The sequence below is a fragment of the Pseudomonas sp. Sample_21 genome (assembly GCF_004307525.1).
Taxonomy (GTDB): domain Bacteria; phylum Pseudomonadota; class Gammaproteobacteria; order Pseudomonadales; family Pseudomonadaceae; genus Aquipseudomonas; species Aquipseudomonas atacamensis.
This window is the reverse complement of the sequence record NZ_RCNZ01000021.1, coordinates 26,090-40,714: the sequence shown is the minus strand read 5'-3', so window position 1 is coordinate 40,714 and position 14,625 is coordinate 26,090. Positions and strand designations below refer to the sequence as shown.

Here is a 14,625-nt window from a genome sequence, read left to right as displayed (position 1 = left end):
TTTCTCGCTGATGTACTCGATTCAAACTGTGGGAGCGAGCCTGCTCGCGAAAGCGTCTCCACTGCCAACCCATCTCTGCCAGATTCACCCCGTCCCTGTGGGAGCTGGCTTGCCAGCGAAGGCGGCCTGACAGCTGGCCTGTTTCTCGCTGATGTACTCGATTCAAACTCTGGGAGCGAGCCTGCTCGCGAAAGCGTCTCCACTGCCAACCTCTCTCTGCCAGATTCACCCCGTCCCTGTGGGAGCTGGCTTGCCAGCGGAGGCGGCCTGACAGCCGACCTGTTTCTCGCTGATGTACTCGATTCAAACTGTGGGAGCGAGCCTGCTCGCGAAAGCGGTTTGTCTGACACCTTGAATGTTGAATGTTGAATGTGCCGAAGCCCTCGCGGTGGGGCTCGCTCCGGGAAGATCAGCTGCGTGACGGGGCCTGGTGGATTTCGTAATTATCCAGCACGCGGTTCACCGCCAGTTCCGCCAGCATGATCACCTGCTGGATGGCCAGTATGGTGTGCCGCTGTGGGCTGTCGACGTGGGCGGCGATGTCGCTGCTCATGATGCTCGCCGAGGCGAGGGATTCGCAGGCGTGGGCCAGCAGGCTTTCGTTGTCCTGGTCCGGGGCGATCTGGAACATGGTGCTGGGTTTGTGGCTTTGCTGCGCGGTGGTGGCCGGTTTGAGGTAGTGATCCAGCGCACGCTCGGCGGCGTCGTGGAGTTTCGTTGAGTCGGGGGATTGGTAGGGTGAGGTGCTTGCGGATTCGGGGGGATTGGGTGTGGGTTTGAACATGGTGAAACTCCATTCGGGAAGTGGAGTTCGCCACTGACTGCGACCAAGCAATCGGGTGGCGAACCGTACGCGGGTTGGTCGACCAGGGAATGGAAACCCGGCAGGGCCGAGGCCCTCCCACGCACAGCTCGCCATTAAGCATGCTTGAAAATGTGCGCCATTCTAAACCCGGACGACCAAGCCCGGTCGCTGATTCGTCAGCAACCACTAGATCCTAGCCAGCGCACTTCCGACGGACAACCTGCAAAACCTGTCGGAAACTTCCCCGTAAACACCGCGATGTAGGAGCTGCCGTAGGCTGCGATCTTTTGATTTTTTAAACAGCAAAATCAAAAGATCGCAGCCTCGTTGCACTCGTCAGCTCCTACACGAAGTCAGCGGTGTTTAAAGTCAGGTGGCGACGCGCGCGCCAGCCAGACTCCCGCTCAACTCATACGCAACCAGTTCCGCCTGATGCGCCGCCAATATCTCCGGCAACGATCCGCGCAAATATTCCACCCAGGTTTTGATCTTGGCATCCAGGTACTGCCGCGACGGGTAGATCGCGTAGAGGTTGAGTTCCTGCGAGCGGTAGTTGGGCATCACGCGCACCAGAGTGCCGTTGCGCAGGCCTTCGATGGCGGCGTAGACCGGTAGCACGCCGACGCCCATGCCGCTGGTGATCGCGGTTTTCATGGCGTCGGCGGAGTTCACCAGGAATGGCGAGCTGTTGATGGTGACCGTTTCCTGGCCGTCCGGGCCATCGAATGCCCATTTCTCCAGCGGGATCACCGGGCTGACCAGGCGCAGGCAGGCGTGGTTGAGAAGGTCGCTGGGTTTCTGTGCGGCGCCGTTGGCTTTTACGTAGGCCGGCGAGGCGCAGACGATGCTGTAGGTGATGCCCAGGCGTTGCGAGACGAAGCCGGAATCGGGCAGTTCGCTGGCCAGCACGATGGACACGTCGTAGCCCTCGTCGAGCAGGTCCGGCACGCGGTTGGCCAGGGTCAGGTCGAAGGTCACGTCGGGGTGGGTCTTGCGGTAGCGGGCGATGGCGTCGATGACGAAGTGCTGACCGATGCCGGTCATGGTGTGCACTTTCAGTTGGCCGGCGGGGCGTGCGTGGGCGTCGCTGGCTTCCGCTTCGGCTTCTTCGACGTAGGCGAGGATCTGTTCGCAGCGCAGCAGGTAGCGTTTGCCGGCTTCGGTCAGGGCGATGCGCCGGGTCGTGCGATTGAGCAGGCGGGTTTGCAGGTGGGCCTCGAGGTTGGAGACCGCGCGCGAGACGTTGGCGGTGGTGGTGTCCAGTTGCACGGCGGCGGCGGTGAAGCTGCCCGCTTCGGCAACACAACTGAAGGCGCGCATGTTTTGCAAAGTGTCCATGGGGTGCTCTCAAGGGAGATGGCAAATTGTGACACGAAGTTTCAGGGGCTGAGACCCCCGACCAAGGGATTATCTCGTTAACCGTAACAAAGATTCACAGAAATCCCAGCTTATCGCCGCAGAGGTAGCTCCATAGAATTGCGCCGATCCTGTGCCGGCGCTGCCGAAGGCTGCGGTCTTTTGATTTTGTTTTAAGGGAAGCAAGATCAAAAATCGCAGCCTGCGGCAGCTCCTGCACGGTCCTCGATCTATCCCTCTCTCAGGAATTCGCAGCTGTGCCGCGTCGCATCAACAGAGCGCTTTTGCCGCTCAGTGTTCTGGCTTTAACCCTGGCTCTCGGCGGCTGCATCTCTACCCAAGGCATTGCCCCTCACGGCGAGGCACTCGCGGCCGATTCACTGGCCACCGACGCTGCCATTGCCGAGGCCGCCAAAGACGCACACTGGCCCAGCGCCCAATGGTGGCAGGCGTTTGGTGACGCGCAACTTGATCGCTGGATCGACCTCGCCGTGCAAGGCAGCCCGAGCATGGCCATGGCCGCCGCGCGGGTGCGTCAGGCCAAGGCCATGGCCGGTGTTGCCGAAGCGGCTGAGGCGTTGCAGATCAATGGCGAATCGACCCTCAAGCGCCACAACTGGCCGACCGATCAGTTCTACGGCCCCGGCGATCTGGCCAACACCACCACATGGGACAACAACGCCGCGCTCGGCTTCAGTTATGCCCTCGACCTCTGGGGCCGCGAGCGCAATGCCAGTGAACGCGCGGTGGATCTGGCCCATGTGAGTGTGGCCGAGGCGCGCCTGGCGCAACTGGAACTGCAGAACAACATCGTCCGCGCCTACATCGAGCTGTCGCTGCATTACGCCCAGCGCGACATCGTTGCCGCAATGCTCAAACAGCAACAGCAGATTCTCGATCTGGCGCAGAAGCGTTTGAGCGGTGGCATCGGCACGCATTTCGAAGTCAGCCAAGCCGAAACGCCGTTGCCGGAAACCCATCGCCAACTCGATGCGCTGGACGAGGAAATTGCCCTGAGCCGCAACCAGATTGCTGCGCTGGCCGGCAAAGGGCCGGGCGCGGCGGCGCAACTGCAACGGCCGACGCTGTCCCTCGCGGCGCCGTTGAAGTTGCCCTCGGCATTGCCTGCCGAACTGCTCGGCCAGCGTCCGGACGTGGTCGCCAGTCGTTGGCAAGTGGCGGCGCAGGCGCGCGGCATCGATGTCGCCCACGGCGGTTTCTACCCCAACGTCGATCTGGTCGGCAGCCTCGGCTACATGGCCACTGGCGGCGGCGCGCTGGAGTTTCTGAGCGGCAAGAAACTCAACTACAACGTCGGCCCGGCGATCTCGTTGCCGATCTTCGACGGCGGTCGACTGCGTGGCGAATTGGGCGAAGCGGCGGCCGGTTATGACATCTCCGTGGCGCACTACAACCAGACCCTGATCAACGCGCTGAAGAACATTTCCGATCAGTTGATCCGTCGCGAATCGATGGACAAGCAGCAGGACTTCGCCGCCGAATCCGTGGCTGCCGCGCAGAAGACTTACGACATCGCGATGATCGCCTATCAACGTGGCCTCACCGATTACCTCAATGTGCTGAATGCGCAGACATTGCTGTTCAAACAGCAGCAAGTGCAGCAGCAGGTGCAGGCGGCGCGGTTGAGTGCGCATGCCGAGCTGGTGACTGCCTTGGGGGGCGGCCTCGGTGCCGGTGATGACGTGCCGACAGCCGAGCAGACCCAAGCCCCGAAGACCCCGGCGCTGCTGCGTTGAACACAGCATCCATTGTGGGAGCGAGCCTGCTCGCGAAGAGGGCGTATCAGTCAATGAACATGTTGCCTGACACGCCGCTTTCGCGAGCAGGCTCGCTCCTACAGGTTTCGAGTCCGCATTGCATGCCTGAGTATTTTCAATGACCTCCTTGCCCGCCCCCCTGCGCTGGCTCCACTCCCTGGAATGGCGTCGCGGTTTTTTCGACTGGGCACGCAGCGATGGCGTGACCTGGGTGTATATCTTCAAGGTGTTGCTCGCCGCGTTTCTCACCCTGTGGCTGGCGATGCGGCTGGAACTACCGCAACCGCGTACGGCGATGATCACGGTGTTCATCGTCATGCAGCCGCAGAGCGGTCAGGTGTTCGCCAAGAGTTTCTATCGCTTGCTCGGCACGCTGGCCGGGTCGGCGATGATGGTCACGCTGATCGCTTTGTTCGCGCAGAACACGGAGCTGTTTCTCGGCTCGCTGGCGATCTGGGTCGGCATCTGCTCAGCCGGTGCCGCACGTTGCCGCAATTTTCGCGCGTATGGTTTTGTTCTCGCCGGTTACACCGCAGCGATGGTCGGTCTGCCGGCGCTGGCGCACCCGGACGGCGCCTTTATGGCGGCGGTATGGCGGGTGCTGGAAATCTCGCTGGGGATTCTCTGTTCGACGCTGATCAGCGCGGCGATTCTGCCGCAGACCGCCAGTGCGGCGATGCGCAACGCCTTGTATCAGCGCTTCGGCGTGTTCGCCCTGTTCGTCACTGACGGCCTGCGCGGGCGCAGCAAAGCCGAGGCGTTCGAAGCCAGCAACGTGCGCTTCATTGCCGAAGCCGTGGGCCTGGAAGGCTTGCGCAGCGTGACCGTGTTCGAAGACCCGCACATGCGCCGGCGCAACGGCCGGCTAAGTCGTTTGAACAGTGAGTTCATGGGCATCACCACGCGCTTCAACGCCTTGCATCAGTTGCTTGAACGCCTGCGCGGCAATGGCGAAGAGCATGTCGTGGCAGCGATCAAACCGGGCTTGCAGGACCTCGCCGAAGTGCTCGACGGCTTCAGCGGTCGCGCGCTGACCAGCCCCGATGCGGCACGTTTGGCGACCGCGTTGGCCAGCTACAAGGAAGGTCTGCCGGCACGGGTCCGAACCCTGCGCGGGATCTTTCAGGACACTGCTCCGAGCGAAGCCGAACAACTGGATTTCCACACCGCCTACGAATTGCTCTACCGCTTCGTCGATGACCTGCACAGCTATGCACAGACCCACGCGTCCCTGGCCGAGCACCGCCACGAACGCGAGCGCTGGGACGAGCCGTTCACTCCGCAAACCAACTGGTGGGCGGCGGCCGCGTCGGGGATTCGTGCCTCGTTCATCCTGATTGTGTTGGGCAGTTATTGGGTCGCCACCGCGTGGCCGAGCGGGGCGACCATGACCCTGATCGCCGCCGCCACCGTCGGCCTTTCCGCCGCCACACCGAACCCCAAACGCATGGCCTTTCAAATGGCCTGCGGCACGTTTCTCGGTGCACTGATCGGCTTCGTCGAGATGTTTTTCATCTTCCCGCTGATCGACGGTTTCCCCTTGCTCTGCGTGATGCTCGCGCCGGTGATCGTGCTCGGTTCGTTCCTCGCTTCACGACCGCAATACGCCGGTGTCGGCCTCGGGTTGTTGATCTTTTTCAGCACCGGTTCAGTGCCGGACAATCTCACGATTTACAACCCCTACACCTTCATCAACGACTACATCGCCATGGTCATGGGCATGCTCGTCTGTGCCGCAGCGGGGGCGATCATTCTGCCGCCGAACAGTCGCTGGCTGTGGCAGCGCCTGGAGCAGGACTTGCGTGGCCAAGTGGTCTACGCGATCAGCGGCAAACTCAAGGGTCTGGCCTCGCGTTTCGAGAGCCGCACCCGCGATCTGCTGCATCAGGCCTATGGCCTCGCGGCAGGGCAACCGAAAGTGCAGAAGAGTCTGCTGCGCTGGATGTTCGTGGTGCTCGAAGTCGGCCACGCGATCATCGAATTGCGCAAGGAACAGGCGATCCTGCCGGTGCACCCGGCGTATGCCGAATCGCAGCCGTGGCGCCAGGCAATCCGCGTGATGGGGCGCGCGTTGGTGCGCCTGTTTTTGCAGGCGAACGCGAGCAATCTCGAACGCGCACTGGTGGCGGTCGATCACGCGATCAGCCGCGTCGCCGCCACCGACGAGCCGTTCGCGCCGCACTTCGATACCTCGGCGTTGCGCCGGGTGAAAAGCTACCTGCACTTCATCCGCACCTCGCTGCTCGACCCGCAATCACCCCTCGCCGAATTCGCTTCTGCCAGGCCCGAAGGACTTGCCCATGCCTCGTGAAATCGCCTTCCACGGCGTGTACATGCCGACCATGACCCTGATGTTTTTCATCGCTGCGGGACTGGCCTGGGCAGTTGACCGCTTCCTCTCGGGGTTCGACCTGTACCGTTTTTTCTGGCACCCGGCGCTGCTGCGTCTAAGCCTGTTTACCTGTCTGTTCGGCGCCATGGCGCTGACTGTTTACCGTTGAGAACATCTTGATGAAAAAGTTTTTCAGCCTGCTCGCGACCCTGCTGGTGTTGGCCCTGGCGCTGTGGATCGGCCGCACGTTGTGGGAGCACTACATGAACACGCCGTGGACCCGCGATGGTCGCGTGCGTGCCGACATCATCAACGTCGCCGCCGACGTCACCGGCGAAGTGGTCGAAGTGCCGGTGCGTGACAACCAGTTGGTGAAGAAGGGCGATCTGCTGATGCGCATCGACCCCGAGCACTATCGCATTGCGGTCAAGCAGGCGCAGTCGTTGGTCGCCTCGCGCAAGTCGACCTGGGAAATGCGCAAGGTCAACGCCCACCGCCGCGCCGACCTCGACAATCTGGTGATCTCCAAAGAGAACCGCGACGACGCCAGCAACATCGCCGACGCTGCGCTGGCCGATTACCAACACGCCCAGGCGCAATTGGAAGCCGCCGAACTCAACCTGAAACGCACCGAAGTGCGCGCGGCGGTCGACGGTTACGTGACCAACCTCAATGTGCATCGCGGCGACTACGCGCGCATCGGCGAGGCCAAAATGGCCGTGGTCGACATGAACTCGTTCTGGGTTTACGGATTTTTCGAAGAGACCAAACTGCCGCACGTCAAAGTGGGTGACAAAGCCGATATGCAGTTGATGAGCGGCGAGGTGCTCAAGGGCCATGTCGAAAGCATTTCCCGCGGCATCTACGACCGCGACAACCCGGAAAGCCGCGAGCTGATCGCCGATGTGAACCCGACGTTCAACTGGGTGCGCCTGGCTCAGCGGGTGCCGGTAAGGATTCACATTGATGAGGTGCCGGCGGGGGTGTTGCTGGCGGCGGGAATTACTTGCACGGTAGTGGTGAAGCAGGACCTGGCAGATAATTGATCGACCGAGTCGCCCCTGAACCGGGCGACGCGGTGATGCTTCCAGCTACTGGGAAATGTTGTAGCGATACAGACAACCCAGAGGATTTTCTGGATTGATGTTGAGGGCAACAATTAATTTTCCAGGGTCCTGCTGATAATGAAGCCTGGAGAGAGAGTCGGTGGTCTCCTCGCGAGGGATGACGCCACCCGCGTCTGAAAAATCGGAGTTGTAGCCACCGCTGCGTGCTTTAACACAGGCAATATAATTGCCCTTCTCGTCTCCACCAGAAACTACGATGTTATCAGCGAAAGGAACATGGTCCGCCCAGTTGACTCGCCTGTCGCTGCCGAGATCTGCTGGAAGCGGCATGATATTCGGACTGCCGAAAACGTCGAAATCGGGCTTACCTTCTTCATCGAAGGCGATCAACATGCCGTATCGCTCACTCAAGGCGTTGCCCATGTTGGTGTAGCCGGATGCCGTGAACCTATTGGGGGCTCGCTGTCTCACAGTATTGAGTTCGGCACCCCTGGAGTTGTACCGGACTACCAGAATCCCGGGTCTTTCCGGGTGACCGAAATTCTCATGGGGCGCGCCACTGTCTGAATTCAACATCACGACGAGTCCGTCCGTGTTCACGTCGGGCTCGTATTTTTCGTAGCCTGCAAATAACAACAGTCCATTGTCGAGCACGCAACCGTCGCTGAGTGAGGTCGATGCATGGCGCAGCCCGTGCTTTATTTCAACTCGGCCATCTGTACCGAATGCCTTTACGGGTGCTCCCTGCGCATCGAATTTGTACAGGTGCGCCCTGAGCACGTCAGGCGTGTGGTAATCAACGCCGACAATAATGCTGCCATCGGGTAACGCGAACACGAATGCCGGGCCTTTTTTCGTAAGCCGTTGTGTGTTTGGGGGATCGATGATGACTTGGCCATTGTCGCCAAAGCTGCTCACTCGATTGCCTTTGCTGTCGAGGCAGAGAATCGCGGGGCTAACCTCGCTCGACTTCCCATTGGTTGTGCTGCCCGCCATGAACAGCCGCCCATCGGCACCTTCTGCAATAGGCCCGCCAGAGGCCTGCTCATTGGCCAGGAACGAACCCATGACACGCCCTTCGACCCCAAACGCCAGGTCTACGGCACCCAAGTGGTTCAGCTTGGAAATGAAGAAGGAGCTATTGTCGAAGGTACTGGTAACCAGCAACGATTTATCGCGCAGCAGCGTCGATCCGGTGAGGGGCCGGGACTTCGCCGGGTCGTCCTGAAATATATCGTCAAGTTGAAGTTTGCCTTCACCGCTTCCCCATGTAGCGTCGATTGTTGCCCTGATGTTCGTGGCCTTCTTAGCGGTTGTCATATACGTCCCTGCGCGGTTGTCGTGAGGTCGGATTACTCGCCGGGCTTTAACACAGCCTCAACACCGTTCACCTGGCTTGAACTCACGATAGGCCTTCCTTTAGAGGGCGCCTACTGTCAACTCTGACAGGTCGGGATACCGCTCGTCGCAACAACTGGGTATCAGAGCTTTGCGCGCAATCCGAAGCGCTTCATCAACGTCGATTCCAGCAAACCCTTCGGCAACAACGCCGCCAGCAACGGCAACGCCCGACTGCCGTTGCCGATGCGAACCAGCCGTGGCGGCTTGCTCTGCCGCACCGCTTTCAACAGCTCGGCAGCAAACTCACTGGCCGGAGTGGGTTTGTCCTGCGATGCCTTGGCCCGTGCCCGAATGCCTTCACGCAATGGAAACCACGGCGATTGCTCGTTGATCAATTGCTCGGCTTCCTGTCCGGCATTCTTCGCAAAACTCGATTCAATTGCGCCTGGCTGAACTTCCATTACGCGGATACCGAACGGTGCCAGTTCCATGCGCAAGGCATCGCTCAATGCATGCACCGCCGCTTTCGAAGCGCAGTAGGCGCCGGCAAATGGCGTGACCAGCACACCTGACACGCTGCCGATATTCACCACCAGCCCCCTGGCCCGACGCAGCAGCGGAAACAACGCGCGGGTGACGCCGACAATCGAAAACACGTTGGTCTCGAACTGGCGCTGCATCGCCTGCACGCCGCCGTCGAGCAGCGGCCCCATCGCGCCGTAACCGGCGTTGTTGATCAGTACATCAAGGCCGCCATGTTGCTGGTTCAGACGCTCGGCGAGTTGTTCCAGCGCGGCGCCATCGTTGACGTCCAGCTGAATCGCGGTGAAACCGGCGGCGCTGAGCGCAGCGACGTCTTCAGTCTTGCGCGCACTGGCCCAGACTTCGTAGCCGGCGGCTTTGAACGCGTCGGCGAGGGCGCGGCCGATGCCGCTGGAACAACCGGTAATCAACGCAACGGGCATGGCGCATTCCTTGTGCAAAAAAGTCGGGGGAGGGGATCAGTCGGCAAAACTACCCTGCAAATGCTCGGCGCGAAACTCCAGGGTTTGCGGGCGATAGCCGGGACGCAGTGGCGGCAAGGGCAAGCAATCTTCCCAGGTGGCGCCGGCCTGCAGTTCGCCGGGGCCGCGATAGCGTGGGGCGGTGTATTGATTGTCGGCCAGATTGACCGTATCGCCCGGCGCGTACGCGGCGACGCGCCAACGCAGTTCGGTCAGCGGCACATCGTTACCGTTGTTCATTTTCAATTGCAGTGGACGGTCGGCCGGACATTGTTCGGGAGCATAGGCAATGCGCAGTTCCAGGCGCGCCAGTTGTTTGATCTCGCGGTTGTCCAGCCACACCACCCACATGGCTACGAAGCCCAGGCCGATGGCAGCGGCCACCGACACCGGCAAGGCCTTGGCCGGATAGCGCAGCAGCAGGATCAGCCAGGTGATGACCAGCAGGATGCCGATGAACATGCGGGAACGCTCCGTGAGTGAGTGAGCTTCATCCTACCGAAGGCGTCGCACAATGGATATTCGGAGCGGCAACAAGCCTGCCGTTGGTCGGGACTGTAATTTCTGACAGTAGGCATCCACGTCCGGGCTTGCTCTCATGCGCGAAGGGCACACTGGGACGTTGACGCACTATGGGCATCCACCGCAATACGCCAACGCTTGCCGTGAACGATCCGCGTGGTTTGGCGATCCTCAACGTCAACTACTGGCGCGCCGATGCGGCGCTGGCAAGTGAGCCCCGAATCGAGCGGACGTTGCGGGACGTCGCCGGGCGTGTAGTCAAACAATGGGATGCGCGATTGTGGGCGTTGCAGGTGATCGATCCGCAAGCGCCCGCCAGCCTCACCACCACCCATGCCTTGAACGATATCGCGCTGCGCTCGGACAGTAGCGATGCGGGAGTCCAAGTCCGGTTGCCGGGATTGGCCGGCCAGACGCTGTTCAACTGGGACAGCCGTGGCACATGCCGCGAGATTGCATACGATGACTTGCTGCGCCCTGTCGCGGTGTTCGAAGAAGGCACAGGCGTACCTCGCCGCTGCGCCGAGCGTTTTGCCTATGGCCGGCCCGGCTTTGGCGAGGCGCTGCGCAATCAGCTCGGTCAGTTGATCCGGCATGACGATCCGGCCGGTAGCGTCCTGTTCGAGCAATTCGCAATCACCGGCCAGTGTTGTGAAAACACCCGACACTTCGTGCTCGAGTCGGTTGTGCCGGATTGGCCAGATGCTGACGTTGAGCGCAAGGTACCGCTGGAGTCCGAAGGGGCAACCACGCAATGGCGCTTTTCACCGCAGGGCTCCGTGCTGGAACAGGTGGATGCCGCTGGTCATCGGCAGGTATTCGCGCTGACTCACGACGGACGATTACGCGAGGTTGATCTACGGCTCAGGTATCAGACTTCAGACCATCCTGTGGTCAGTGATATTCGGTACAACGCCGAAGGTCAGGTGACCCAGGAGCTGGCAGGTAACGGCGTTCTGACCACGCTGAGCTACCGCCGTGAAGACGGCCGTCTGCTCATGCGTCATGCTCAGGATCAAGAGGGCAACGTTTGGCAGGACCTGTTGTATGCCTATGACCCGATGGGCAATGTGCTGAGCATCGAAGACCAGGCATTGCCGGTACGCTGGTTCGCCAACCAGCGCATCGAGCCGGTCAGTCGCTACCGCTATGACAGCCTTTGCCAGTTGACTCACGCCACTGGCTGGGAGGCCGGCGCTGCCGGTGGCGGGCCGACCGCTGTCGCCAACTACAGCCAGAGTTATCGTTATGACGCCGCCGGCAATTTGCTCGAGCTGAGTCACGTTGGCCCACAGAGTCCAGGTCATCAATTGCAGGCCGCGCGCTACAGCAATCGTTGCTTGCCGTGGCATGACGGTAAGCCGCCATCTGAGTCCCAGATCGCTGAGGCGTTCGATGCGCGAGGCAATTTGCTGTTGCTGGATCAAGGACGCCGGTTGCAGTGGAATCTGCGGAACCAGCTGAACTCGGTGGTGCTCGTGCTGCGCGTATCAGGCGCCGATGATTGTGAAAACTATCTCTACGACGGCGCCGGTCAGCGGGTATTGAAAACGCGTTCGTCACGCACGGCTGCGCGCAGTCTTCTTGCACAGGTGCGGTATCTGCCAGCGCTGGAGTTACGCACAGACACTGGCACCGGAGAAAGCCTGCAAGTGCTCACCGTGCAGACCGGACTCAACACCGTACGCGTCCTGCATTGGCAAAGCCCACCGCCGACCGGCCTGAATAATCTCTACCGATACAATTTCAAAGATCACCTGGGTTCGATCAGTGTTGAGCTGGACGCCGATGCGCGGCTGATCAGCCGCGAGCATTTTTATCCGTTTGGCGCGACGGCGTGGGCCAAGGAGCCCGACGTCAGCTACAAGACCGCGCGCTATTCAGGGAAGGAACGTGATGCCACGGGGCTTTATTACTTTGGGTTTCGCTATTACGTGCCGTGGCTGCAACGCTGGTTGAATACCGATCCTGGCGGGGCGATCGACGGTCATAATCGCTATCGCGCGATGCGCAATAACCCAGTCACTTACAGAGACAGCGACGGGCGCAAGCCCGACAAGCATGCACCCGATCGGGTGTACCACGATCTTGCCGACCAGAAACTGGTCAATCCCGTGCAAGCCGCCGGCATGCAGCCAGTGCGCCGTTACTTCGAGAATGACCCCAATCCCGACGTCCAGGCCTATCGCCGCGAAATACCGGTAGCGCTGGCAGAGCTGGGAGCCCGGGACAACTCCGTGCTCAACACACATCAGGCACATGTCATTGCCGCCGCGCGGACGCACACCGCGCCACCTTCGGGGGCCGTGCTGTACCACTCCGGTGAATTCGTTTCTTCGACAATGAATCGGGTGTTGGGGGAGGAGACCACCAGCCGGATCATGGGACCCATGTCCGTTGCGTTCAACAGCCCTGTCGAAGAACCGCAAGTGCTTGCAGCCAGGCGCGGTGCCGTGGCCAAAGGCTTCCAGATCGGCGGAAATCTGCTGATGCACGCCGCTAACCCCGCAGTTCAGTTGGTGGGCTCACTGAGTGTGGCAATGGGCAATGCCATGCAGGTTTCCGAGGCTCAGACGCGGATCCAGTACAAACTGCTCAGCACACCCGTTGCCGTGCCTCTTGCCATCTCCTCGAACAGTCCGGCGGTCGACTTGCAGTCCTTCAATCGATCGACCCGGCGGCAGCCGTTGTTTGCAGAACCGGAATCAACACCGACACCGTTGGCCCAGCAACTGTTTGCAGCCGCGTTTACACAGGGTCCCGCGGGGCTGGCGCAGGGGACGGAAGGCGAGTCGGTCGATGAAGATTCACCGCTGGCGAGACGCCGCAATTCAGTCTTCGGCTAGACAAAAAAGCCCCCGCCCAGCCCGCTGCGGATAGGGAACGCAACGGGCTGGACGAGGGCTTCTCGTTTTAGTGATCGATTACTGCGCGATGGTCTTCACCGACACGCCGCGTTCGATCGGGGTGGAGCGGCCGTAGATATCTTCGAAACGCTCGATATCGTCTTCACCCAAGTACGAACCCGACTGCACTTCGATGATTTCCAGCGGGATCTTGCCCGGGTTGCGCAGGCGATGCACCGAGGCAATCGGGATGTAGGTCGACTGGTTTTCGGTGAGCAGGAACACGTTCTCGTCGCAGGTTACTTCGGCGGTGCCGCTGACCACGATCCAGTGTTCGGCGCGGTGGTGGTGCATCTGCAGCGACAGGCACGCGCCCGGCTTGACCGAGATGTGCTTGACCTGGAAACGCCCGCCCATGTCCACCGAGTCGTACGAGCCCCACGGACGATAGACTTCGCAGTGGTTCTGGGTTTCGCTGCGGCCCTGGGCGTTGAGGGTGTTGACCATCTGCTTGACGCCCTGGACCTTGTCCTTGTGGGCAATCATCATCGCGTCCTTGGTTTCGACCACGACGATGTTCTCCAGACCGATCACCGAGACAAGTTTGCCGTTGCCGTGGATCATGCAGTTCTTGCTGTCCTGGATGACCACGTCGCCTTTGCTGACGTTGCCGTTGGCGTCTTTCTCGTTGACTTCCCACAGCGACGACCAGCAGCCGACATCGCTCCAGCCGGCGGTCAGCGGCACCACGCAGGCGCGCTGGGTTTTTTCCATCACCGAGTAGTCGATGGAGTTGTCCGGGCAGCAGGCGAAGGTGGCTTCGTCGAAGGTGATGGTGTCAGCGTCCTGCTGGCTGCGCTCAAGGGTCAGCAGGCAGTTGTCGTAGATGTCCGGATCGTGCTTTTTCAGTTCTTCGAGGAAGCGGCTGGCGCGGAACAGGAACATGCCGCTGTTCCAGTAGTAACCGCCGGATTCGACGTACTCGGTGGCGCGCTTGACGTCCGGTTTTTCGACGAAGTGCGAGACGCGGCTGACGCCTTCGGGCAGCAGCGAATCAGCGGTGGATTTGATGTAGCCGTAGCCGGTTTCCGGTTTGGTCGCCGGTACGCCGAACAGGACCATCTCGCCGTTCTCGGCTGCGACAGTCGCCAGGGCCAGCGCACGTTGCAGGGCTTTCTGGTCTTCCAGCACGTGGTCGGCCGGCAGCACCAGCATCAGTTCGTCGCGGCCTTCATTGACCAGCATCATCGCGGTCAGGGCCACGGCCGGCGACGTGTTGCGGCCGAACGGTTCCATCAGGATGCGCTGGCATTCCAGATTGCGTGCGGCCAGTTGCTCGTTGACGATGAAACGGTGTTCCTTGTTGCAGACCACGATCGGCGTGTCCATGCCTTCGAACACCAGGCGCTCGAGGGTTTGCTGGAACAGTGTGTGTTCGCCGGTCAGAGCGAGGAATTGCTTGGGGAATTGCTTGCGCGAAAGAGGCCACAGACGCGAACCGCTACCACCTGACAAGATCACCGGAATCATAATGTTTACTCCATAAAATCAATTTGGTTAGAGCCCTGTGGGAG

At 60.8% G+C, this 14,625-nt stretch carries 11 protein-coding genes; 5 read left to right on the top strand and 6 right to left on the bottom strand.

The genetic code is table 11. The annotated features are described in order from the left end of the window. Nucleotides 1–409 precede the first annotated feature (409 nt). Together D8U71_RS01675 and D8U71_RS01670 are read right to left on the bottom strand one after the other, a co-directional pair. A complete protein-coding gene (locus D8U71_RS01675; RefSeq protein WP_130887024.1) occupies nt 410–784 on the bottom strand; it encodes a DUF6124 family protein in 375 nt (124 codons plus the stop codon). Nucleotides 785–1,174: 390 nt separating this feature from the next. After that, nucleotides 1,175–2,143 carry a LysR family transcriptional regulator gene (locus D8U71_RS01670; protein ID WP_024011667.1) on the bottom strand — a complete coding sequence of 323 codons (969 nt, stop codon included), beginning with the start codon at nt 2,141–2,143 and terminating at the stop codon, nt 1,175–1,177. A 275-nt stretch (nt 2,144–2,418) separates the two neighbouring features. Between D8U71_RS01670 and D8U71_RS01665 the strand changes: the two genes are divergently transcribed. From D8U71_RS01665 to D8U71_RS01645, 4 genes are all read left to right on the top strand, one after another. After that, entirely contained in the window at nt 2,419–3,918 is a 1,500-nt protein-coding gene (locus tag D8U71_RS01665; RefSeq protein WP_125927502.1) for an efflux transporter outer membrane subunit, read from the top strand. A gap of 139 nt (nt 3,919–4,057) precedes the next feature. Continuing rightward, nucleotides 4,058–6,250 carry an FUSC family protein gene (locus D8U71_RS01655; protein WP_130887023.1) on the top strand — a complete coding sequence of 731 codons (2,193 nt, stop codon included), beginning with the start codon at nt 4,058–4,060 and terminating at the stop codon, nt 6,248–6,250. After that, entirely contained in the window at nt 6,240–6,440 is a 201-nt protein-coding gene (locus tag D8U71_RS01650; RefSeq protein ID WP_016771611.1) for a DUF1656 domain-containing protein, read from the top strand. Before D8U71_RS01655 ends, D8U71_RS01650 begins: the two co-directional genes overlap by 11 nt. Nucleotides 6,441–6,450: 10 nt before the next feature. After that, nucleotides 6,451–7,317 carry an HlyD family secretion protein gene (locus D8U71_RS01645; protein ID WP_129999886.1) on the top strand — a complete coding sequence of 289 codons (867 nt, stop codon included), beginning with the start codon at nt 6,451–6,453 and terminating at the stop codon, nt 7,315–7,317. A gap of 45 nt (nt 7,318–7,362) precedes the next feature. Here D8U71_RS01645 and D8U71_RS01640 read toward each other — a convergent pair whose 3' ends face one another. The 3 genes from D8U71_RS01640 to D8U71_RS01630 all read right to left on the bottom strand — a co-directional run bounded on the left by D8U71_RS01640 (nt 7,363) and on the right by D8U71_RS01630 (nt 10,145). After that, nucleotides 7,363–8,658 (bottom strand): hypothetical protein, encoded by a 1,296-nt coding sequence (locus D8U71_RS01640; protein ID WP_130887022.1) that lies wholly within the window; start codon nt 8,656–8,658, stop codon nt 7,363–7,365. A gap of 161 nt (nt 8,659–8,819) precedes the next feature. Beyond that, nucleotides 8,820–9,644: an SDR family oxidoreductase gene (locus D8U71_RS01635; RefSeq protein ID WP_130887021.1), complete on the bottom strand. Its 825-nt coding sequence runs from the start codon at nt 9,642–9,644 to the stop codon at nt 8,820–8,822. 36 nt (nt 9,645–9,680) lie between these two features. Continuing rightward, complete coding sequence (locus D8U71_RS01630) at nt 9,681–10,145, bottom strand: hypothetical protein (RefSeq protein ID WP_016771607.1); 465 nt, start codon at nt 10,143–10,145, stop codon at nt 9,681–9,683. A gap of 170 nt (nt 10,146–10,315) precedes the next feature. Here D8U71_RS01630 and D8U71_RS01625 point away from each other — a divergent pair, with 170 nt between their 5' ends. Next, complete coding sequence (locus D8U71_RS01625) at nt 10,316–13,051, top strand: RHS repeat protein (protein ID WP_177434875.1); 2,736 nt, start codon at nt 10,316–10,318, stop codon at nt 13,049–13,051. A 78-nt stretch (nt 13,052–13,129) separates the two neighbouring features. Here the strand turns inward: D8U71_RS01625 and D8U71_RS01620 are convergent, their stop codons facing one another. Next, a complete protein-coding gene (locus D8U71_RS01620; protein ID WP_130887020.1) occupies nt 13,130–14,581 on the bottom strand; it encodes a mannose-1-phosphate guanylyltransferase/mannose-6-phosphate isomerase in 1,452 nt (483 codons plus the stop codon). Between the last annotated feature and the right edge of the window lie 44 nt (nt 14,582–14,625).

Bases quoted from the DNA above. Each gene is read 5' to 3' on its own strand.
- D8U71_RS01675 (WP_130887024.1), bottom strand. From the start codon at position 784: ATGTTCAAACCCACACCCAATCCCCCCGAATCCGCAAGCACCTCACCC.
- D8U71_RS01670 (WP_024011667.1), bottom strand. From the start codon at position 2,143: ATGGACACTTTGCAAAACATGCGCGCCTTCAGTTGTGTTGCCGAAGCG.
- D8U71_RS01655 (WP_130887023.1), top strand. From the start codon at position 4,058: ATGACCTCCTTGCCCGCCCCCCTGCGCTGGCTCCACTCCCTGGAATGG.
- D8U71_RS01650 (WP_016771611.1), top strand. From the start codon at position 6,240: ATGCCTCGTGAAATCGCCTTCCACGGCGTGTACATGCCGACCATGACC.
- D8U71_RS01645 (WP_129999886.1), top strand. From the start codon at position 6,451: ATGAAAAAGTTTTTCAGCCTGCTCGCGACCCTGCTGGTGTTGGCCCTG.
- D8U71_RS01640 (WP_130887022.1), bottom strand. From the start codon at position 8,658: ATGACAACCGCTAAGAAGGCCACGAACATCAGGGCAACAATCGACGCT.
- D8U71_RS01635 (WP_130887021.1), bottom strand. From the start codon at position 9,644: ATGCCCGTTGCGTTGATTACCGGTTGTTCCAGCGGCATCGGCCGCGCC.
- D8U71_RS01630 (WP_016771607.1), bottom strand. From the start codon at position 10,145: ATGTTCATCGGCATCCTGCTGGTCATCACCTGGCTGATCCTGCTGCTG.
- D8U71_RS01625 (WP_177434875.1), top strand. From the start codon at position 10,316: ATGGGCATCCACCGCAATACGCCAACGCTTGCCGTGAACGATCCGCGT.
- D8U71_RS01620 (WP_130887020.1), bottom strand. From the start codon at position 14,581: ATGATTCCGGTGATCTTGTCAGGTGGTAGCGGTTCGCGTCTGTGGCCT.